Consider the following 23,804-nt stretch of genomic DNA (forward strand, 5'->3'; position numbering starts at 1 on the left):
AATAAAATAATGATAAATTGCTAATCCAATCCCATTCCTTTTTGCATATCCTTATAAAAATTGTCATAAAAATATTGATGCGGCACCAATCTTTTATATAAGGCATATAGCCTAAGTTCCCATGATGATTGGGTGACAAAATATTGTCTTTTAGGTTTCCTAGCTTCCAAAGCCTCCAAAATCGTATTTGTCACTTTTTCAGGTGGTAAACCTGTGCTGCGATTGTCCTCTACTGCTCCTTGCATATATATTTTGTAATTCTTGCCATATATAGCTTTAGCTTCAGGTGACATATTAGCTAATATTTCCTGGTAACTAGCTTCTACTTTGTCAGCCTGTTCTGGAGTTACGATTCCCCCTGGTAAGATGGAAATAACCTCAATTCCACTAGAAGATAATTCCATTCTTAAAGAATCTGTAATTGCCTCGATCGCAAATTTTGAAGCAGATAAAAGACTTCTATAAGGTAGAGCTAATCTGCCACAAATTCCACTAATATAGATAATTCGACCTTTGGCTTGTCGGATCTTTGGTAAAAATGCTTGTGTAACTGCAATTTGTCCGACAACATTTACTTCAAAATTCCATCTAATGTCATCTATGGGAATACATTCTAGTGGCCCATCTACAGCTACAACGGCGTTATTAATTAATGCAAATAAACCATCATCGCCAACCGCCAGTGAGACAAATTCCGCAGCAGATTTAATTTCTTCCGCTTTGCTTATGTCCATAATAATGGGTGTTAAATTACCAGATGCAGCCTGTTTTAGTGAATGTGCATCTTTCTCTGTACGGACTCCTGCAAAAATGCGATACCCTTGCTTGGCCAATGAAAGCGCAGTTACTCGGCCTAAACCTGTGGATGTTCCTGTGATGACAACTGTGCCTTTATTACTCTGATTCATATCTATTTACTCCAAAACAAAATGTATTTTTATACTTGAAAAGGTTATATTTAGAAATATGACCTATATCAACTGAATAGAAAACTAAATTCAAGGGCTAAACCAAGTCAGAAATCAGTGACTGTGACTTTCCTTGATACTGACGCCGATTACGCATGACCATTCTTACTCCACTTGCAGGAGAACAAATCAAACCTGCAAATTTAGGACGTTCTGGGCGCTGATCGATCAACTCTAATTGATAGCGTGAAAGAATAGTTGCTAATATAAGTTTCATTTCAAATAGAGCAAAACTCGCGCCAATACACACACGAGAACCGCCACCAAATGGCAGAAATTCATAAGGAGAAAATTGTTTTTCTAAAAAGCGCTCTGGCTGAAATTCTTTTGGTTTAGGATATAAATCATCACGCTGATGGGTCGAATAAATATTGCCAAGAAGTATTGTACCGGGATGCAGTTTGTAGCCCATTAACTCAATTGGAGATTCTACCAACCTGGGAAATGTAAACAATTGGGTTGGGTAAATTCGTAAAACTTCGTTACAAACAGCACTTAAATAAGGGAGTGTAACAATGCTCATGGGGTCTGGATTCTGACCAAGACTATCAAGTTCTTCTAGTAGTTGCTCCCGAACATTTGTTATGCGGTGAATCCAGTATAAAGCCCAACTAATGGCAGTTCCCGAAGCATCACCAGCTGCAAATATAGGCGATAATAAAAGGTCACGCACCTCTTCATCGCTTAAAGTTTCACCTGTTTCATCACAAGCAAATATCAAATCGCCAAGTATATCAGTGCGTAAAATATCTGCTTGCTGGCGACGTTCTTTAACCTCAGTAGATAACAATTGAAAAAGTTCTTGCCGGAGGTGAAGGAGATATCCCTGGGGACTCCATTTACCTAAATCTTTTTCTTGGAAAATATTACTAATAATCTTAGCTATAAGAGATTGTCTATCGAGTTTAAGCAAAGACGCAAATAAATGCTTAATTTTGTTGTAGCGCTCTCCTTCATACAAACCGATTACCCGCTCTATACCAACTTGAAAAGTAATATCTTCAATGATTGGGTATGCAATAAAAGCTTTTCCAACCACTTGTTTACTCATCATCTTTTCCGTGAGTTCGCAGATACCTCGGCCACACGCTTGCATCCGCGCTCCATGAAAAGCTTGCATTAGGAGCTTACGCCGATTTTTATGAACTAAACCATCAAGTTGCAGAACTCCTTGATTTCCGGTTATGAAGGCGAAATCTTGGTTTAATACACCGCTAGCTGTAATTTCCTTAGTATTTGTAAAAATCTCTTTTATCCCTGAAGGATTGCTGATGTAAACAATTGGTGTAGAGCCAGACATTATAGTAACGATATCACCATAACGTTGGGAAATAGTATCCAAATAACCAAAGGGATTAATCTCAAATTGCAGACCTAGCAACCATAAGGGGATTTTCGGCCCTGGGGGTAGTTTCATTAGTCTTTTTTACTCCCATTATTTATGACATTGCACACAGCACGATCGATACAATTTCTCAGATGTTTAGCTAATTTTTGAATATGAGGCTCAACGAAAATCGAGAAATGATCGCCAGGAACTTCAATGACTTGAATAGGTAGACTAGAATATTTACCCCAACCTAATAATGGGTCATCAGTATTCCATTCTGGATTATCAAAGTCATGAATAATCTCTTCGTTAGCTCGAAATAGAGTTATGGGATGAGGATAAAGTCGTGGGACATAATCTCGCATAGCTTGAACATCAGCTTTAAAAAGTTTGTAATAGCTGATGAAATCTTTAATTTCTGTATCACTAAAGATGAAGTTTGCTTTTTTATTAATCAAATTAAGTTGCTCATTTAGTGGCAAAACTCTAAGTTCCTCAAAAGGAATCGAAAAATCTATATTATTATCAGTTTTTATGGATTCAGCCATCCGAAGTAAAAATTTTGCATCGTCATCCTTTGTAGATTCAATGCGTGTTTCTAAAAGAATGGCATCGATAACAACTAGCAAATCTACTGCTTCACCCTGTCTTTGCAATTGCTGCGCCATTTCAAAAGCAAGTACACCACCGTAACAATGACCGCCTAAAAGATAAGGGCCATTTGGCTGTACTTTACGAATTTGTTGGAGGTATTTATTTGCTGTTTCTTCTAGTGAGATAATTTCAGGTTTTTCTTGATTAGGGGTATGTTCCAAGGCATAAAATGGATAGTCTTCACCAAGCCTTCTGGACAAATTAAAATAGTTATTAATACCTCCACCTGCGCCATGCATACAAAAGAAAGGTGTCTTGGAACCAGAAGAGTTAATTACTACAAGAGGAGAATTATAAATTTCGTGCGATCGCTGACTGACAATAAGAGCTAGTTTCTCAATTGTGGGATTTTCAAAAAGAGTAGATAGGGTAAGATTATGCCCAAATTTGTCTTGAATTTGAGCCATTAAGCGTACAGCTAAAAATGAATGGCCACCTAATTCAAAGAAATTATTTGTCACTCCAATGAGGTTAGTCTTTAGTAGATTTTCCCACAATTTTACTAATGACAACTCTGTAAAATTCCGAGGGGGGATGAAGGAATTTGTAATATTTGGTCGGATAAATTCATTTGTGGAAAAAGAACGCTTGTCTACTTTGCCATTAGGTGTAAGTGGAAAAGTATTTAATACCACAAAGCTGGATGGGAGCATATAATTAGGCAATTTTTGTTGCAAGTAAGGCAACAGTTGTGCAGCTATATCCTGATTTTGGGTGACGACATAAGCAATCAAAATTTGACTTTCTTGAGTATCGTTGCTAAGAATGACAACCGATTCTTTTACATCTGGATGTTCTGTAATAGCTGTAGAAATTTCGCCTAATTCGACTCGAAAACCTCTGATTTTTACTTGTTCATCGTGGCGACCCCAATATTCAATATTGCCATCATTGAGATAACGCGCTAAGTCACCAGTTTTATAAAGTTTATTTCCTAGAACAAAGGGGTTATCGATAAATTTTTCAGCGGTTAATTCCAGGCGATGTAAGTATCCCTTCGCTAATCCGTCGCCACCAATATAAAGTTCGCCAACAACTCCTACAGGGGTTAGTTGTAAATTGCGATCCAATACATAGACTTGAGTATTATCAATAGGACGACCGATAGGTACACTGTTTGCTTGGTCTGATAATAAACTGGTGTCGTAGTAAGTGGCGTTTGCAGAAACTTCCGATGAACCGTAAAGGTTGATTAGTCTTGCAAATGGTATTAATTCTCGGAAACTTTTAGCTAAGTTAACAGATAATGCTTCTCCACTAGTTATCCAGAGTTTTAATTGTGATAATTTATTGGTTAGATGATGGTAATTATCTAGCAGTAAACGCAGGAGTGAGGGTACAAGTATAATACGGGTAACTTTGTGATGCGCTAAAGCTTCTATAAATAACTGTGGATCTAGTAGAGTTGCATTATTAATAATTACTATGGGAATTCCCTGAAGTAAAGGAGCAAAAATTTCCCAAACAGAATCTACAAAACTAATAGCTGTTTTCTGACAACAAACTTCTTCTGGATTGAAAGGATAAGTTTTCCATAGCCAGTGTAAGCCATTTACTGTCCCACGATGATTGCCAAGAACGCCTTTAGGAGTTCCAGTTGAGCCAGAAGTATAGATAATATAGGCAAGATTATCAGATGAGGAGATGTTAATGGGATTTTCTTGACTTTCTCGAGCAATTTCGTCTTTTTGAATATCTAGATAAACGATTTTAGGCGAAGATAATGATAGTTTTTCGACAATTTTATGATGGGTAATTAATATTGATGCTTGAGAATCAGAGAGCATAAAATTTAGACGCTCAACTGGATAACTCGGATCGAGGGGAATATATGCACCGCCAGCTTTAAGGATTGCTAAAATTCCCGTCACCATGTCTATAGAACGTTCTAGGCATAAAGCAACAAATGTTTCTTTTGTTACACCCTGTTTTTGTAAATAATATGCAAGCTGATTAACTGTATGGTTAAGTTGACGATAGGTAATTTTTTCTGACTGGCTAATTAATGCCACAGAGTCAGGTGTTAGTTCAACTTGCTGCTCAAATAATTGATGGAGACATACATCTTGATAGTCTGCACAAGTTTGATTAAATTTTAGTAATAATTGTTCTTGTTCATCAGTACTTAATAGTGATAATTCACAAATGCGTTCCTCTGGATTAGCGAGTATATTTTCTAATAAAGTCTGGAAGTGATTAATAAATTGGGTAATTCTTGTTGAATCAAAAATATCTGTATTGTATTCTAAACACCCTGTTAAGCCTTCTCGCGATTCAGATATCGATAAGAAAATATCTATTTGAGCAGTACCACTCTCAAACTCTAAAGCACGCAAGGTTAATCCAGATACTTCCTGTACAGATGTTGGAGTATTTTGCAGCACAAACATGACTTCATAAAGTGGATTTCGGCTTAAGTCTCGTTCGGGTTGCAATTCTTCTACAAGCATCTCAAAAGGCAAATCTTGATGTGCATAAGCATCGAGAGTCACCTCACGGACTCGACGGAGAAGTTCGCAAAAACTGGGATTACCACTGAGGTCATTACGCAATACTAAAGTATTAACAAACAGACCTAACATACCTTCTAATTCGGCTCGATTGCGGTTGGCAATTGGAGAACCAATCACAATATCTTCTTGGTCTGTGTAGCGGTATAATAATACATTAAATGCTGCCAGCAAACTCATAAATAAAGTGGCATCTTCTCGCTGGCTTAATTGCCTAAGTGCATCAGTCAGTTCTGCTGAGAATGTAAAGTATTGTTTGGCACCAGCAAAAGTTGTGACGCTAGGTCGCGGACGGTCTGTGGGTAATTGTAGTACAGGCAGATCACCGCTTAGTTGCTGCTTCCAATAATTTAATTTGGTCGTGAGGAATTCACCTTGGGTGCGATCGCGTTGCCAAATTGCAAAGTCCGCATACTGAATCGGGAGTTCAGGTAAAGCAGAAAGCTGATTTGTAGACAAAGCTGCATACAGCGTTGACAACTCCCGCAGGAACACGCCACAAGACCATCCATCTGTAATGATGTGGTGCATGGTTACAAGCAAAACGTATTCTTCTTCACTCAAGCTTAGTAAAGTTGCTCTGATTAAAAGTCCTTTCGCTAAATTAAAAGGTTTTGTTACTTCCTCGGCTATAAGTTTCTTTATTTCCCCTTCCCAATCTTTACCAAATAAATGCTCAAGATTAATAATAGGTAAATCCCAAGTTAACTTTGGTGCAATTTCCTGTACTGGCTCTCCATTGACAAGTGTAAAATTTGTGCGCCAAATTTCGTGACGCTTGAGAATTTCATTCAGACTTTGCTGAAGCGCTGTAATATTTAGTTGTCCTTTTATATGGAAAGCAATGGGAATATTATAGAAAGAGCTACCGTGGTAAAGTTGGTCAATAAACCATAGTCTTTGTTGAGAGAAAGATAAAGGAATATTTTTAGATATTTGACGTTTGGGAATAGTATCAGCTTGAAATTTTCCTCCCTTCCACTTTTCTAGAAGGGCTTTTTTGGCAGGTGATAAATTAGAGTGATGTTTATCCATTGCTAATATGCCATCAAAAGTTACTAATTACTATACGTGTTTTTAACTTATATAAAGTAGAAATATCGCTTAATATAATTTTTCCTCCGAAAAGTTTCTATTTAGATTAACTATAAACTCTATGGAGAAGCGGCAATTATTAAGCGACAAGTCTAATAATTTGCAAAGTTTGCAATTGGATTATTAAGTTAAAGATGTCTTCTGGCAAACAAAGCAAGCTATGTCTTCACTTTCCCCAAAATCTTTGCTATTGTAATAATTAAATTCTGTAAATCCTGCATCTTTTAAAGCTGATTGAACTTCTTCTAGAAAGTGATCTTTCCTTAGCCAAACGGTGTCTGAACGCTTCCAGGTTTCTTCTATTAATTCAAATCCTGTAACTTTGATTTCCCATGTCCTTTCTTCAGGTTTGTAATAAAATAACTCTATTAATGAGCATTCGTCGTTGACGTAGACAATATTAAAATTATTTTTTTGAGCAGCTTCATGTAGCCAATCTGTTATTGGTATGTTGAACACAAAGATGCTACCATCTTTAAGTGCAGCATATACGTTTTTAAATACCATTTTTAATTCTTCATTGTTTTGGATAAAATGAAAAACATCATTTGCCAAAACTGTATCGAAGATGGGTGGTAATTCAAAATTACGTATATCGCCAAGGATAAATTCACTTTCAGGCGCGTTTTTTCTAGCGTAGTTTAGTAGCCCTTCAGAAGCATCGATTCCAGTAACTTTATATCCTTTAATGTTAAGCTGCTGTGCTAAATAGCCAGAACCACAACCCAGTTCAAGAATATGCGCTCCCGCAGGAAGTTGTGATAAGAATATTTGCTCTAAAGCAGGTATAATACCTGCTACCAAATCTTCAGGCGTATTCTTGAATTCATTCTGTAAACGAGCGATGGGTTCATAGTTAGGAAGAGTATTGAGTAGAGACATAGACTATTTTTCCTGTTTTTCAATGAAGGTTTTTAAGCAGTTAATGAGGCACTATTTGTTGAATAAAATCGGAATTTTATGTGTTAGCCAAAAAATTTTCTACTTCTTCTTCGGATAATTCTTCTATTTTTTCCAACAGAAGTTGCTCAATCATTTCTGCCTGTTTAGTTGGGATCATAGCTTGCAATAAAAGGTCACGCAGTGGTAAATCTATAGGAAATTTCGCTCTCAATCGAGAAATTAATTGAGTTGCAATCAGAGAGTCTCCTCCTAACTCATAAAAGTTGTCGTAAATACCAACTTCTGCAATTCCAAGTACCTGTTGCCATATTTCCGTAATTTGTGTTTCTAGCTGGTTTGTCGGAGCAACATAGGAATTACTAAGTTGAGGTCTGGAATAGCATGGTGATGAATCTAATTGATTAGAGGATTTTGAATTTGTATGGTGGTTAAATGCATAATTATGTCTGGCGTTTAAATCTACCGTAGAAACAATAATTTGAGTTCCTCGATCTAGAGAAAATATTCGTTTAAATACTTCTATAGTTTCTGCTGGAGTAATGCCTAATTTTAAACCAAATGCTTGCTCTGGTTTTTTTTGCTCTTGGGCGACATTTAGCTGTAACTTATCCCAATTTATAATGTACCAGGATAAAGAATTATTGCGGTTGTGCCGATTAACAAAGCTATCTATAAAATGATTAGCGGCTGAATATAATCCTAAACCAAATCCCCCTAAAATTGAAGCTAGAGAAGAAGAAATGATACAAAAATCTAATTTTATATTTTGTAAAATTTGCTCTAATACAGCAATTTTACGATATTGGAATTCAAATGTTTTTTCTAATTCTATTTTACCAATTTCTGGTACCGATCCAAACATTTTTTCTCGATTTATTCCAGTTGAATAAATAACTCCATTAATTTGTCCAATATTATGATTTGAAAACTTTTGATGCATTAGCTCATAATTAGTAGTATCTGCACGCATTACCAAAATTTCTGCATCTAATTTCTCTAATAATAGTAATTGTTGAATTTTATAACTTACTTCATCTTCTTGAGGCTGAGTTACAAGCCATTGTAAAAAATCATCCTTTTCGGGAAAATCTAAATTTTCGATAAATATGATTTTTGCTTGTAGAGTTTTGGCTAAATATTCAGCAAGTACAATTTCAATAGTTTCTAAGCCACCAGGAAACAAATAAACACCGTGTTTTCTTAATGGTATTTTTTCTTCACCTACTGACTCTAAGCGAATTGGCTCAAATGTTTGTACCCAACGGTAGCAACCACGATAAGCAACAATTAAGTCTGAAGATGCAGATGTTAACTCGCTTAAAAGTTTGTCAATAATATTACTTTCACAATCTCGTTGTTCTTTGTGTACATCTAGGTGATTACTTATAGCAATATCAATACTGCGGCAGGTTATATTAGGATACTCTTGAGAAATTACCTGACATAAACCTAATACCGTTGATTTTTCTGGATCTATAATTTCATTTCCATTGACTTCTTGAATATGATTAGATACAACCCAAAGTTGCAATATTTCGTCAGTTTTTACTTTTCTTAAGCTCTGCGATAAAAACAATAGACTATTAAATTCTAAATAACTTTTTGTTTGAGATTTTTCAAATTTACTTATGTTCCATAAATAAACTATGTTATGCGGATATTTGCCAAACGAAATTAATTCTTTAAATAAAATATTATAGTCTTCACTTACACACGGATTAATTGTATAAGCACCTTCAGTCTCTTTACTAAAAAATTCCCCCTTTTTGACTACAATTATATTTTTATTTTGACTCTTTAATACATTAATTAAATTTTCACCCACTCCAAAATCATCAATAAAGAACAACCATTGCTCTTGGGAAGCTTCTGTATGAGCAAAAGATGAATGAGTGAGTAGAGAGCGTTTCCATGAAGGAGTATAAAACCAATTTGCAATATCTTGTTTCTGCTCTAATGTTGCCGAGTTACTCTTTGCAGAAGGTGAGGTAGATTTGGTATCAATCCAATACCTTTGTCGCTCAAAAGGATAGGTAGGAAGAGGTAAACGATGACGCTGTTCGTGGGTATAAAATCCAGACCAATCTATATTTACACCAAAAAGCCACAACCGACCTAATGTTTGCAACAAAAATCCTACATCCGATTGTTGCTCTTTAAGATGAGGTAAGGAAGTTAGGATGTATTGTTTAGCATTTTTATCTAAATGCTGTGTGCTAAATGTGCTTAAAGTTCGTCCTGGCCCCACCTCTAGAAAAACACCTGCAAACTGATTTAAAAGTTGAGATATGCCATCAGAAAATCTTACAGTTTGTCTTAAATGTTGGCTCCAATAAGTGGGATTTGTGGCTTGTGCATCTGTAATCCAAGTACCAGTTACGTTAGAAATAAAGCTGATGTGTGGTGGATTCAGTTGAACTGTTTTCAACAACTGCACAAACTCTTCTAATATTGGTGACATCATTTGCGAATGGAACGCATGAGATGTATGCAATAAACGACATTCAACCCCTTGAAGTAATAATTGATTTTGTAGAGTTGCGATCGCTTCCTTCGTTCCAGAAACCACGCATGAAGTTTTGGTATTAATCGCTGCTATTTCTAAAGAGTTTTTATACAAAGACTGTGCATCCAACAGCGATCGCACCTCTTGTTCTGGTAGTGGAATTGCCAGCATACTTCCTGGAGGTAACTGTTGCATCAGTTGTCCCCTTTTTGCCACAATTACTAAGGCATCTTCAAGAGAAAATACACCTGCGATCGCGGCTGCAACATATTCCCCAATACTATGACCAATCATTGCTTCTGGTAGCACACCCCAAGACATCCATAACTGAGCCAGCGCGTACTCAATTACAAATAACGCTGGTTGGGTGAAAGCTGTTTGTTGTAACTTTTGGCTAGCCGCTTCAATTTCTTCTGGCTCTGGAAACAATAGATCGCGGATATCAAAACCAAGATGGGGTTGCAAAATTTCGGCACAAGTATCTATATGTCTGCGATATGTCGGTTCGACTTCGTATAATTCCCGACTCATGTTTGCATATTGCGATCCTTGTCCTGAAAACATGAAAATTACTGGCTGTTCTCTATGCTCCTGACATACAGTAAAAATTCGTTCTTGCTCTTGTGTTTCTAAAACGCTGACAGCATCTTCAACACTCTGACACACTAATATTCGGCGATAGTTAAAAGCTCTACGACCCACTTTTAAAGTATAGGCAACATTAGCTAAATTTATCTCTGGATGTTGTTTGAAATACGCAAGTAAATTATTAGTTGCAGTTTCTAAGGCTGTAATAGTTTTGGCTGAGATTAACAACAATTGCCAAGGTTTATAGTCATCAAAATATTCAATTTTAGGGGCTTCTTCCAGAATCACATGGGCATTAGTTCCACCAAAACCCAAGGAACTAATTCCTGCTCTTCGGGGAGTATTGTTAGTTTTCCATTCGCTAAGTTTAGTATTAACGTAGAAGGGACTGTTGACAAAATCAATCTCAGGATTGGGAACTTCAAAATTGAGGCTAGGAGGGATTTTTTTATATTTTAAGGCTTGTACCGTTTTGATTAGACTTGCTATACCAGCAGCTATATCTAAATGTCCGATATTTGGTTTTACTGAACCGATAGCACAGAAGCCATTTCTTTGGGTAAAAGCACGAAAAGCCTTAGTGAGTGCAGCAATTTCCACTGGATCTCCAGCAACTGTTCCAGTTCCATGAGTTTCTATATAGGAAATATCTTCAGCATCTATTCCAGCATTTGCCAGAGCTTCTACAATAACTTCAGCCTGACCATTTACACTAGGTGCTGTATAGCTAACTTTCAAAGAACCGTCATTGTTGATTGCTGAACCTTTGATAACTGCATGAATATAATCTTTATCTGCGATCGCATCTTTTAATCTTTTTAAAACGACTATTCCCAGTCCACTGCCAAAAACAGTACCCTGTGCTTTAGCATCGAAGGCTCGACAATGACCATCAGGAGATAGAATTCCATCCTCTTCATACAAATAACCTGACTTTTGTGGAACTATAATCGTCACTCCGCCTGCTAAAGCGATATCACACTCTTCATCAAGTAAACTTTTACAAGCTAAGTGTAAAGCAACTAATGAAGTAGAGCAGTAAGTTTGAATTCCTATGCTTGGGCCTTTTAAATTTAATTTATATGATACATTTGTGGTCAAAAAATCTTTATTAAAAGTATAGTTATTGGAAATCTCTCTAGAATTAACATTTTTATATATATTGTTAAAAAAGTAAGTGTTTGTGCTAACACCAGCATAAACTCCAATCAAACCATTATATGTTTCTGGATCGTATCCAGCGTTTTCCAAAGCTTCCCAAGCACATTCTATAAAGAGGCGATGTTGGGGGTCAATTAGTTCGGCTTCTCTAGGGGTGTAACCAAAGAACCTTGCATCAAAATACTCAATATCTTCTAATATAGGCGCTGCTTTTACATAATTTGGGTCGTGTAAAATTTCTTCTTCCAGATTTGAATCTACTAAATCTTCATTCGAGAAAAAAGAAATAGACTCAACTTTATTTTGGATATTATACCAAAACTCATCGATATTGTTTGCACCAGGGAAACAACCAGACATCCCCACTATTGCTATATCTAGATTTGCTATTTCTTCTTGTTCTATTTCTATACTCATGATTTGATTAACCAGATAAATTAACTTTGTATTTTAGTTTGTTTGCATTTTCATCTGTCTTCTTCTTTGTCCTCGATTTAGCCTTTGTTCAAAAGCATTTTGCTGAGAGTCTTCAGGAGTAAAAATCTTCGTCATCGAGCCTATATTTGGGCATTCATAAAGTTTGGCAATAGAAAGATTTGAATTAAATGCCTTATTTACGATTGTCATAAGTTGAATACCTATGAGAGAATCACCACCAAGTTCAAAAAAGTTATCATAAATTCCTATCCGTTCAATACCAATAACTTCTTGCCAAATTTCAACTAGCTTTTGTTCATTTTTATTTCGGGGAGCAATATAATCGTTACTTAGTTCAGGTCTAGGATATTTTAATTTGGAAGAGTTGACAGCTTCTAAAAGTTCTATGGTCTGTATTTGATTGTAAGAATTATACTGTTTGAGTACATTTAATAAGTCAGATGTAGATATTACAACTTGAGGCATTGGATTTTCCAAAATGCGGAGAAACACATCTACACCTTCATTGGATAATATACCTTGTTTAAGATTTTCTTTTCGCAATTCTTGGAGGCGCTGGGGTAATTCTGTGTTCACTGCCATCCCAACTTCTTGCCAACTATCCCAGTTAATGCTAGTAGTAAATCTACCCTGCTTTGCAGCATTACAGTGAGCAAAGGCATCAATAAAGGCATTGGCTGCACAATAGTCTACCTGTCCAAATTCCGCTACAATTGAGCTATTTGATGATACTAGAATAAAGAAATCTAACTCAGTATCTTTGACAATTGCATCAATAACTATTGTCCCCTTTACCTTTGGAGCCAAAACACTTTCTGCTTCTTCTAAAGTTTTTCGCTGAATTACACCGCCTCCAGGAACTCCAGCAGAGTGAATAACACCATTTAGTTGACCAAATTGTTGTTGAGCTTGAGCGATCGCACTTTGCATTTGTTCTATATTGCTAACATCAGCAGCGATGGCTAAAACTTCTGCACCCAAGCCTTCAAGTTCTTGAACTTTGCGAATCTTACAGCTAGTGCTATCAGCCTCATCATGAGTGGATAGCCATTGAGGCCACTCATCTTTTTTGGGTAAAGCAGAACGTCCTACTAACAGTAGTTTTGCTTGGACAGTCCGAGCTAAGTATTCTGCCAAAACAAGTCCGATACCTCCGAGTCCACCTGTAATTAAATAGACTCCTCTTTCTCGTAGTCGAGGCGTTTCAATTTTAGCTCTATCAAAACGTACTGGCTCAAAACTCTGCACCCATCGATTCAAACCTCGATAAGCAATTAACTTTTCCGAATTATCAACCGTCAGTTCTGCCAGTAATTTTTCTATAAGTTTTTCTTCTTGCCAACTGTCTTTAGGAGGAAGAATGACATCAATACTACGACAGTTTATATTTGCATATTCTTGAGAAATAACTTTAATTGGCCCGATTAAAGTGGCTTTCTCTGGACAAAGCGCTTCAGTTCCCGTCACAGGCTGTAGGTTGTTAGAAATAACTGTGATTTGAAAACGATCGCTAGTTTCTTGTCTTCCCAAAGCTTGAGCAATAAATAATAAACTATAAAATCCTTTAATTTGGGCTGATTCTAGTTCTGGAATTTCTAATTCATGCTCGCTGATATTTGTAACATTCCATAAATGAACTATCCTTTGTGGCAACTTGTTTTTTCTGAGCAATTCTTGGAATAAAACATCGTAATCCTGATTATTTTCTGGGTTGATAGTATATCCATCGCCTAGTATGATAAATTGCTCGCCGATTTTTACAGTAATGACATCTTGGTTTTGTTTTTCTAATTGTTTTACCAACTTCATACCCAAGCCACACTCATCGAGAAATACCAAAGTGCAAGATTTTTTAGTTATTAATATTTGGCTATCAAGTTCGACAGGAGGTAAAGAAGGTTTCCAAAAAGGAAGATAAAACCAGTCGGCTATATCAGCTTTTTTAGTTAGTGATACTATATGAGCATCATCTTTACCTGGATTTTTCGCTTCAATCCAGTATCTTTGCCGTTCAAAGGGATAGGTAGGTAAAGGTAGACGATGACGCTGTTCGTCGGTATAAAATTCTGACCAATCTATATCGACACCAAAAAGCCATAACTGCCCTAATGTCTGCAACACAAAGCTTACATCCGATTGTTGCTCTTTGACATGGGGTAAAGAAGTTAGCACATATTGTTTAGCATTGATATTTAAATGTTGTTTGGTTAATGTGCTTAAATTTTGCCCTGGCCCCACCTCTAAAAAAACGCCTTCAAACTGCCCTAATAGTTGAGAAATACTATCGGAAAATTTTACAGTTTTTTGTAAATGTTGGCTCCAATAGTTAGGATTTGTGGCTTGTGCATCTGTAATCCAACTACCAGTCTCATTGGAAATAAAGCGAATACTTGGTGGATTGAGTTGAACTTTTGTGAGCGATCGCAGTTGTCCTCTGTTTGCTACAATCAATAGCGCATCTTCAAGAGAAAATACACCTGCGATCGCAGCGGCAACATATTCCCCGATATCGGCACCAATCATCGCTTCTGGTAGCACACCCCAAGACATCCATAACTGAGCCAGGGCGTACTCAATTACAAATAACGCTGCTTGGGTCAGCGCTGTTTGTTGTAGTTGTTGGTTAGCCGCTTCAATTGTTTCTGGCTCTGGAAAGAGTAGGTGACGGATATCCAGACCGAGGTGAGGTTGCAAAATTTCGGCGCAAGTATCTATATGTCTGCGAAATGTTGCTTCAACTTTGTATAATTCCCGACCCATGTTTGCATATTCTGACCCTTGTCCTGAAAACATGAAAATGACAGGGCAACGACTTGGTTCCCAGTGGTAACTAAAAACACGTTCTGCTTCTTCATTTTTAAGTAATCTAACTGCATCATTTAAATTTTGGCAAACTACCAGCCGTCGACGATCGAAAGCTCGACGGCCTACTTGTAAGGTGTAAGCTACATCTGGCAGGTTGATATTAGGATGTTGCTGGAGGTAAGCCGCTAAATTTGCAGTCGCACTTTCTAAAGCTGTGCTAGTTTTGGCTGAGAGTAACAGCAATTGCCAAGGTCGAGAAGCACTGGATGTTTCAATTACTGGAGCTTCTTCCAAGATTACATGGGCATTAGTTCCGCCAACTCCAAAAGAACTGACACCTGCTCTGCGAGGTAAACTATTAGTTTTCCATTCTGATAATTTGGTGTTTACGTAGAAAGGACTATTGGCAAAGTCTATCTCTGGGTTGGGTTTTTCAAAATGTAAAGTAGGAGGTATTTGTTTATGTTTTAATGCAAGTACCGTTTTAATTAAACCTGTTACACCGGCTGCTGTATCCAGATGCCCAATATTGCTTTTTACTGAACCAATAGCGCAAAAACATTTTTTATTTGTACTAGCACGAAAAGCTTGTGTGAGAGCCTTGATTTCAATCGGATCTCCTAAAGGAGTTGCAGTTCCATGAGCTTCAATATAAGAAATAGTATCGGGTTCAACACCAGATAAGGCAAGCGCTTCTAAAATTACTTCTCTTTGACCATTAACACTAGGTGCTGTATAACCAACCTTTAAAGAGCCGTCATTATTGATAGCTGAACCTTTAATTACAGCATGAATAAAGTCTCCATCAGCAACAGCATCAGCCAACCGTTTCAACACAACAATTCCCAAACCATCGCCAAACACTGTTCCTTTGGCGTTAATATCAAAAGTTCGGCAGTGTCCATCAGGGGAACAAAGAACCCCCTCTTGATAGTGATAACCAGATTGTTGAGGTAGCTTTGCTATAGAAACACCACCAGCCAAAACTATATCACTTTCACCATTCAGCAAACTTTGACAAGCTAAATGTACAGCGATTAATGATGTAGAGCAGTTATTCTGAACATTAATACTTGGCCCAGTCAGATTTAACTTGTAAGAAGTTTGCGTACTTAAATTATCTTTTTCATTACCAATAAAAATATTTAAGGCATCTACCGACTGCATTAAATCTTGGTTGGAATATAAATTTGTAAATAAATAGTTACTATTAGTTACACCAGCATAGACCCCAATTTTCCCGTTGTATGATTCAGAATCATAGCCCGCAGATTCTAAAGCTTCCCAGGCAGATTCTAAAAAAATTCGATGTTGTGGGTCTGTGATTTCAGCTTCTCTAGGAGTAAATCCAAAAAATGCAGCATCAAATAACTCGATATCTTCTATTATGCTGCTTGCTTTTACATAATTGGGATCGTTGAGTAAAGCCGGATCTATACCCGCAGCTAGCAGTTCTTCATTTGTAAAATGAGAAATTGACTCTACTCCATCTCGTAAATTATTCCAAAAAGTCTCAACATTTTTTGCACCTGGAAAACGACCATTTATACCAATGATGGCTATTTCATCGTTATCATCAAAGTTATTAAATTCATCAGAGTTGTTCATGGAAAATACCTAATTAAACTTATTAACAGCAACTACGCTAGGCTCTGAGTGGCTTCTAAGGAATCTGATATCGATAAATCTAAAGCAATCTGAATTTGGTCATTTAGTACTGCATCTATATCCTCTTTAGTCGTGAGCGGATTAGCGATTACCGCCCGAAGCGCAGTCACAGAAATTTCTTTTTCTAAACAGTTAATTCTTTTTGTTGTCCGCGAGATAAAAGTACGACCGGCTTGACGTTGAGTTTTTTGCAGGCGCTCATTGAATATATTGATTTGTTGATTATCAGTGTCTGTTAATTGCTTTTTAACTGCAAGTTCTCTGAAAGGTTCTGGGATGTAACGGTAAAGAAGGAGATTTATATCCGGTTGAGATAGTAACTCAAATTCGGGTATGGCAGTAATTTGATCCGCCATATATTGTGTCTTCTCAATACCTGCATCAATTAAAAATTCATAACCTTTAAGTCCGATCAGATGTAACCCAGCATGTAAAAATAATGCCATACCCGCTCGAGAACCTTCTAAAGCGCGTTTACCCAAATCGAATGAACCCTTACGCATGGTGTAGCTAGCATTTTTTTCAATCGATAAAGCTAAGTATGGTTCGCGCATAAATACCATACCAATACCCATAGGTAAATACAGTTGTTTATGTCCATCAATTGTTACCGAATCAGCGCGTTCAATACCAACAAGCTTTTGTCGATGTTGTTCGGAAAAAATGAGTGGGCCACCCCAAGCTGCATCTACATGAAAATGAACATTTGCATCTTGGGCAATATCTGCTATGTCTAAAAGCGAATCTATGTTTCCAGAATCCGTAGTACCAGCAACACCCACGATCGCAATAATATGCAAGTTTTTAGTCTGACAATCTGCAACAGCTTGACGTAAAGCTGGTAAGTCTACTTGATTATCACCATTAGTAGGAATTTTTATTAAACCATGCGTACCTATGCCTAATAAATCTGCGGCTTTATCAAAAGAATAATGCATCAATTCAGAGCCAATGATTACCGCTCCTTGATAACCATAGTAATCTAAAGCTGCTGTTAAACCTTCTTTTTCTACACCTGCAAAACTATTTTTTGCACCTAAAGATTTATTGCGAGCGCACCAAAGTGCGATGATATTTGCTGCCGTACCTCCAGAAACCAATATGCCTAAAGTGCTTTGGCTATTTTGGATATGTTCGTTATAAAATTCATCAGAAAAGTTATAAATCAATCTATGCATCATTGCCAAAGCCTGACGTTCATAAGGGCTAAAAGCTTTGGCTGTTTCTATTTTGACAACATTTTGGTTCATAGCTGTCATCAGTTTTGCGATCGGTCGCACAAAACAGGGAAGAGCAGAGGTCATATGACCTATAAACCGTGGTGAAGATGTATGTATTGAATGATTAATAACGTTATTTGCTAAATAATCAAGGTAACTATCAAAATTACCAGGATTAATCGGAACTTGACTATCAGAAAACGTTTCTACTAATGTATTGAAATCAATAGTTGAATTAGTGCTAATTGCGCTTAAAAAATCATCAACTAAAACGTCAGTTTGAACACCCATTTTAGCTTCTATAGATGATATTAAATTATTAGACGGTGCAAATAATTGCATCACTCCCTTAGCAACTTCATACTGTGGTGTTAGCTCATTTTCAAGAAATAAATTTTGCTGAGTTTTTTGTCTCTGCTGACTTAATGCCATTTTCTACTCCAGAATATATCTTAGTTCTTAATTGCCTGGTTACAAGTTTGTAGTCAGGACTTTAGTCCTTATCCTAAGTAAACCCTTAACTAGGTTTAAAATACTAATTATCTTCTATCAGTGATGTCCTTCGATGATTTTGTCTAGCTTGTTTGCGACGTTTAATTGAAGCAGACCTCGTTTGAGTCCGGTAAGAATCTTTTTGTAAATCAGCTTCTTCGTCGCTACTTAAAAACTCGGCAAGTGAACTAATAGTAGGTCTTTCATAAATGCTGATTATCGGAATATGGGCATTTAATTCTTTTTGTAAATGAGAGATAATCTCAACACCTATGAGAGAACTACCTCCCAAATCAAAAAAGTTATCATAAATACCAATTTTTTCAATTCCCAGAACTTTTTGCCAAGTCGTAGCAACTATTTGCTCTACATTATTGCTAGATGGGACATACTCATTTTGTAAGTTTGCTCTGGAATGAAGTGATAAACTACCTTGATTATTTGATGATTCCTTATTTTGTAAAAAGTTTCGTTTTATCCATTGTTCAATTCTTGGTTGTAGTTCTCCCGCAGAAACAACAATTTGTGGAGTTTTATTTAGAGATAATACACGACTAAAGACATCGATTCCTTCTTGCCATGTCATGCGTAATTTTTCTAAAGCTACTCCCACAGTTAAATCCTGTATATCATCTTCTTGAGATTGCCAAGTATCCCAGTTTACGCTAATACAAGGGAACAAATTTATTTGGTTGTGCTTATGGGCATATGCATCCATAAAAATGTTAGCAGCAGAATAAGAAGTTAACCCTAAACCTCCTAAAACAGATGATGAGGAAGATGTAAATAAGCAAAAATCTAACTTTTGGTCTTGCAAAAGTTTTTCTAAAACAAATAGTCCATATACTTTAGGATTAAATTGTGATTGACTTTGAGTTTTAGAACTTTCTTCGATAGTGTAATACGCATCGTCATTAATTCCGGCTGCGTGGATAACGCCATGAATTTCACCAAACCGTTCATTAACTAATGCTATAGCTTGTTGCATTTGTTCTTCATTAGCTACATCAGCCGCGATCGCTTGAACTTGTGCACCTAATTCTTCTAGCCTCATCACCTTTTTTAACTTCTGGCTAACTTCATTAGATTCATCATGGTTTAGTAGCCACTCAGACCACTGGTGTCTTTCCGGTATGCCTTTTCTGCCGATTAAAACTAACTTAGCCTGCATTGTTTTTGCTAAGTATTCTGACATTGCTAAACCAATGCGACCAAGCCCACCAGTGATTAGGTAAACGCCTCCTTTTCTCAACTTGGTTTTGCTGATAATGCCTTTATCTAACTGTACAGCTTCGTATGTTTTAATCCAGCGATGATTGCTACGATAAGCAATTAAGTTCTCAGTTATTGGTGCTGTAAATTCTGTAAGCAGTGAGTCTATAAGTGTTTGTGATGGCTTAGTTATGGAGTCTGGAAGTACAATATCAAAGCAACAGCAAGTTATGTTGAGATACTCTTGCGGAATTACATTGCATGGCCCTAATATAGTTGCCTTCTCAGGGCATAATTTTTCGCTGCCAGTTATATCATGTAGATTACTGGTGACAACCATCAGCTTGATTGGTTCAATTATATTTTGTTTTGCTAAGGCTTGGGTCAGAAACAGCAAACTATCAAAACCAAGACTTTGGCAATCTTCAAAAAATTGATATTGTGTTTGTGGCTCTAGCTCTTGACTGGGTAAAGTATTGTTAGGAGTAACGCTCCAAAAATGTGCAAGATGCCATCCGGCACGCTTTGCGATCGCTTGTGAATTCAAATTCTGTTTTTGTAGTGTTTCCAATAAGGCATCATAGTCATCCTTCTGTCTAGGATTGATTGTATATGTACACTCATCAAGCTGGGAAAATTTATCTGCGACCCTAACAAAAATCACCTCATGTCCCTGTTGTTTCAGTCGTTCAGCAATTTCTGCTCCCACTCCATAGGGATCGACAAACACCAACCAATATGACTTTTGTTCTACCAACTTATCCGGTTGAAAAAATTCCATTGGTGTAGATTCTTTCCACCGAGGAACGTAGAACCAATCAGCAATATCTGGTTTTTTATCAGAACTTTTTGGCGACATCATTGCCAGAGTCGCATTTTGATTTACCTCAATCCAGTAACGCTGCCGCTCAAAAGGATAAGTAGGTAAGGGTATGCGATGACGCTTTTCATTTACATAAAAACCTGACCAATCAATTTGAATTCCTACTGACCAAAGCCTACCCAAAGTGTTAAGTAAAAACTCTATATCTGATTGTTGCTCTTGAGGATGTCGTATAGAAGTTAGTGCTATGAGTTTATCTGTTTGATGTTGTTTTGCAAAACTACTTAGTGTCCGTCCTGGTCCCACTTCCAACAGTATTGCCTCTGGCTGTTTGAGTAACTCATAGATTCCTAAACTGAAGCGTACTGGTTGCCTTAAATGTCTAGCCCAATAGTTAGGATCTGTTGCTTCATCTGCGGTAATCCAAGTACCGCTAACATTAGAAACAAACTGAATTTTTGGGGGATTGAGTTTTACATTTTGTAATAACTGGATGAAAGTCTCAATGATGGGTTCCATCATTTGAGAATGAAAGGCGTGAGAAGTATGCAAACGCCTAAAGTTTACACCTATTTGTTGTAGCTTTTGTTGCAATTTCTCTATTGCTTCTGTTGCACCGGACACCACACAAGAAGAAGGTGCATTGCTCGCAGCCAGAGAGATTTCTTTTTCTAGCAGTTGTTGTAACTCTTGTTCTGAAAGCTGAACCGAGAGCATAGCACCACCAGGTAACTGCTGCATTAGTTTTCCTCGCATTGCAACTATAGCTAAGGCATCTTCTAAAGAGAAAACTCCAGCGATCGTTGCAGCTACATACTCCCCTATACTGTGACCAATCATCATCTCAGGGCGCACACCCCATGCCATCCACAACTTAGCTAAAGCATATTCAATCACAAACAACGCAGGTTGAGTAATTGCTGTTTGCTGCAACTTTTGTGTTGCTTCTTGAGCTTCTTCTACTCTGGGATAGAGAACTGAACGCAGGTCTAATTCTAAGTAAGGTTTAAGCAATTCACAGCAATAATCAACTTGCTGTTTAAATACGGCTTCACTTTCGTATAATTCTCGACCCATATTTACATATTGCGAACCTTGTCCAGAAAACATAAACACGACCGGACGATTACAAGGTTCTTGGTAATGGGTGAAAGCTCTTTGAGGATCTTGCAATGCATTAATTGCATCTTCTTGGTTTTGGCAAACTACTATTCGGCGATGGTTCAAAGTCCACCGTCCTAATTGTAAAGTATGAGCAACATCAGCGAGGTTTAAATCTGGATTTTTTTGTAGGTAATTAGTTAAATTTTCTGTAGCAGTTTCTAATGCTGTATTCGTCTTAGTTGAAAGTAATAATAATTGCCAATGTCTAGAATCACTAGAGGATTGAGTTATCGGAGCTTCTTCTACAACTAAATGGACATTTGTTCCGCCAAAACCAAAGGAACTAACACCCGCCCTGCGAGGAGTATTGCTAATTTTCCACTCAGATAATTTATTGTTTACATAAAAAGGACTATTAGCAAAATCAATTTGCGGTGATGGTTCTTCAAAGTTTAAACTGGGGGGAATTTGTTTGTGTTTTAAGGCTAGTACAGTTTTAATCAAACCTGCTACTCCAGCAGTTGAGTCTAAATGCCCAATATTGGTTTTCACAGAACCAATACCACAAAATCCTTTGTTTTGAGTTTTAATACGAAAAGCTTGTGTTAAGGCAGCGATTTCAACAGGATCTCCAAGAGTTGTGCCGGTTCCATGTGCTTCAATATAGCTAATGGTATCAGGTTCTACCTCAGCCATAACCTGAGCAGCTCTTATTACCTTGGCTTGCCCATCTACGCTAGGTGCTGTATAGCTAACTTTATTTGACCCATCGTTATTAATAGCAGAGCCTTTGATAATAGCATGGATGCAATCACCATCTGCGATCGCTTCTTCTAACCGTTTTAAAACTACAAGACCTAAACCCCTTCCTTTTACTGTTCCCGCAGCTTTAGCGTCGAAAGCACGACAATGTCCATCACGAGATTCAATTCCTCCATCTTTATATAAATAACCAACTGCTGTCGATATTGAAACTCCTCCTGCTAAAGCAATATCACACTCACCACTAAGCAAACTTTGGCAAGCTAAATGTACAGCAACCAACGAGCTAGAGCAAGTAGTTTGAACTGCATAACTTGGCCCCTGCAAATTTAATTTATAAGAAGCAAGTGTAGTAACATAATCTGGAGAAGTTCCCTTTTCTATTTGCTTATCACCTACAGAGGCTAGAAGCTCATAATTAGAATAAATGTTAAGTAAATAACTGCCAAAACTTGTCCCAGCGTAGACCCCAATAGGCTTTTTATAGACATCCGAACTATACCCAGCATCTTCAAGTGCTTTCCATGAATGCTCCAAGAAAAAACGGAGTGAAGGGTCCATGACTTCAGCTTCTCTAGGATTAATGTCGAAGAATGAAGCATCAAATAAGTCTATATCTTTGACTACACCCTCTGCTTTAACATAATTTATGTCGCTCAATAAGGCCTCATCTACACCTAAATCTTTTAATTCTCGATCGTCGAATCTATGTATTGACTCTACTCCATCTCGGAGATTGTACCAAAATTGCTCAATATTTTCAGCCTCTGGGAAACAGCCACTCATGCCAATAATGGCTATCTCCAGACCAGTTTTGCTACTTAAATATTCTGAATTTCCCATAATTAATGCTAATTATTCAATAGTAAATATTAAACGCTTTGTTGCTTTTTTTGTAAAAAACGTTGCTTTAATCTTGCTTTACCAGCTTCTAACTGTTCATTCAATTCATTGCTTTGGTTTGCAAAGTTATTATCATCTTCTTGACTTAAATACCGCGATATGGAACTAATTGTTGGATATTTAAATAGATCGGTTATTACTAAGTCTGCTTTATAAAGTTCCCGCAGTTTGCTATAAACCTGAAGTACATTTAGCGAATGACCACCAAGGTCAAAAAAGTTATCTTGAATACCGACTTTCTCCACCTTAAGTATTTTTTGCCAAATGTCAGCAATTGCGTGTTCCATCTCATTTCGCGGCAATACGTAAGCTGTTTCTAATTTCGGGCGAAGATTATCTGGTTTTGGCAGAGCTTTCCGGTCTACCTTACCGCTAGGTGCTAGGGGTAGATTTTCCAGCATCACAAAGGCAGAAGGCAACATGTGGTCAGGTAACTTTTCCTTTAAGAAGCTACGCAATTCACTAATATTAGGAACTGCTTGTGTCTTAGCAACCACATAGGCAACTAATTGTAAGTTACCTGGTTCGTCTTGCTGAACCACGACTACATTTTCACGTACATTCGGGTGCTGAAGCAGAAATGTCTCAATTTCTCCAAGTTCAACCCGAAAACCACGAATCTTCACCTGATGGTCAATACGTCCGAGAAATTCTATATTCCC

At 37.2% G+C, this 23,804-nt stretch carries 9 protein-coding genes; all 9 read right to left on the reverse strand.

The annotated features are described in order from the left end of the window. Positions 1-20: 20 nt before the first annotated feature. Positions 21-908, reverse strand: a complete 888-nt coding sequence (locus RMZ95_RS22900; protein ID WP_322671036.1) for an SDR family NAD(P)-dependent oxidoreductase — start codon at positions 906-908, stop codon at positions 21-23. A gap of 97 nt (positions 909-1,005) precedes the next feature. Further along, entirely contained in the window at positions 1,006-2,385 is a 1,380-nt protein-coding gene (locus RMZ95_RS22905; RefSeq protein ID WP_322686236.1) for a cytochrome P450, read from the reverse strand. Continuing rightward, the gene (locus RMZ95_RS22910; protein WP_322686235.1) at positions 2,385-6,497 is read right to left on the reverse strand and encodes an amino acid adenylation domain-containing protein; all 4,113 of its coding nucleotides are present in this window, start codon (positions 6,495-6,497) and stop codon (positions 2,385-2,387) included. Before RMZ95_RS22910 ends, RMZ95_RS22905 begins: the two co-directional genes overlap by 1 nt. A gap of 183 nt (positions 6,498-6,680) precedes the next feature. Beyond that, the gene (locus RMZ95_RS22915; protein ID WP_322671033.1) at positions 6,681-7,439 is read right to left on the reverse strand and encodes a class I SAM-dependent methyltransferase; all 759 of its coding nucleotides are present in this window, start codon (positions 7,437-7,439) and stop codon (positions 6,681-6,683) included. A gap of 76 nt (positions 7,440-7,515) precedes the next feature. Beyond that, on the reverse strand, positions 7,516-12,132 hold the full coding sequence (locus RMZ95_RS22920) for a polyketide synthase (protein ID WP_322686234.1): 4,617 nt from the start codon (positions 12,130-12,132) through the stop codon (positions 7,516-7,518). 33 nt (positions 12,133-12,165) lie between these two features. Continuing rightward, positions 12,166-16,566, reverse strand: a complete 4,401-nt coding sequence (locus RMZ95_RS22925; RefSeq protein ID WP_322686233.1) for a type I polyketide synthase — start codon at positions 16,564-16,566, stop codon at positions 12,166-12,168. 32 nt (positions 16,567-16,598) lie between these two features. After that, the gene (gene panP / locus RMZ95_RS22930; protein WP_322671030.1) at positions 16,599-18,278 is read right to left on the reverse strand and encodes a pyridoxal-dependent aspartate 1-decarboxylase PanP; all 1,680 of its coding nucleotides are present in this window, start codon (positions 18,276-18,278) and stop codon (positions 16,599-16,601) included. Between the two features lie 103 nt (positions 18,279-18,381). Further along, positions 18,382-23,082: a type I polyketide synthase gene (locus tag RMZ95_RS22935; RefSeq protein ID WP_322686232.1), complete on the reverse strand. Its 4,701-nt coding sequence runs from the start codon at positions 23,080-23,082 to the stop codon at positions 18,382-18,384. A 29-nt stretch (positions 23,083-23,111) separates the two neighbouring features. After that, positions 23,112-23,804: phosphopantetheine-binding protein (locus RMZ95_RS22940; RefSeq protein WP_409883503.1), on the reverse strand; the 693-nt coding region annotated here is incomplete at its 5' end.

Origin of the sequence: Nostoc sp. DedQUE07 (assembly GCF_034530975.2) — a bacterium.
GTDB lineage: Bacteria > Cyanobacteriota > Cyanobacteriia > Cyanobacteriales > Nostocaceae > Nostoc.

Bases quoted from the DNA above. Each gene is read 5' to 3' on its own strand.
- RMZ95_RS22925 (WP_322686233.1), bottom strand. From the start codon at position 16,566: ATGAACAACTCTGATGAATTTAATAACTTTGATGATAACGATGAAATA.
- RMZ95_RS22910 (WP_322686235.1), bottom strand. From the start codon at position 6,497: ATGGATAAACATCACTCTAATTTATCACCTGCCAAAAAAGCCCTTCTA.
- RMZ95_RS22920 (WP_322686234.1), bottom strand. From the start codon at position 12,132: ATGAGTATAGAAATAGAACAAGAAGAAATAGCAAATCTAGATATAGCA.
- RMZ95_RS22935 (WP_322686232.1), bottom strand. From the start codon at position 23,082: ATGGGAAATTCAGAATATTTAAGTAGCAAAACTGGTCTGGAGATAGCC.
- RMZ95_RS22915 (WP_322671033.1), bottom strand. From the start codon at position 7,439: ATGTCTCTACTCAATACTCTTCCTAACTATGAACCCATCGCTCGTTTA.
- RMZ95_RS22900 (WP_322671036.1), bottom strand. From the start codon at position 908: ATGAATCAGAGTAATAAAGGCACAGTTGTCATCACAGGAACATCCACA.
- panP (WP_322671030.1), bottom strand. From the start codon at position 18,278: ATGGCATTAAGTCAGCAGAGACAAAAAACTCAGCAAAATTTATTTCTT.
- RMZ95_RS22905 (WP_322686236.1), bottom strand. From the start codon at position 2,385: ATGAAACTACCCCCAGGGCCGAAAATCCCCTTATGGTTGCTAGGTCTG.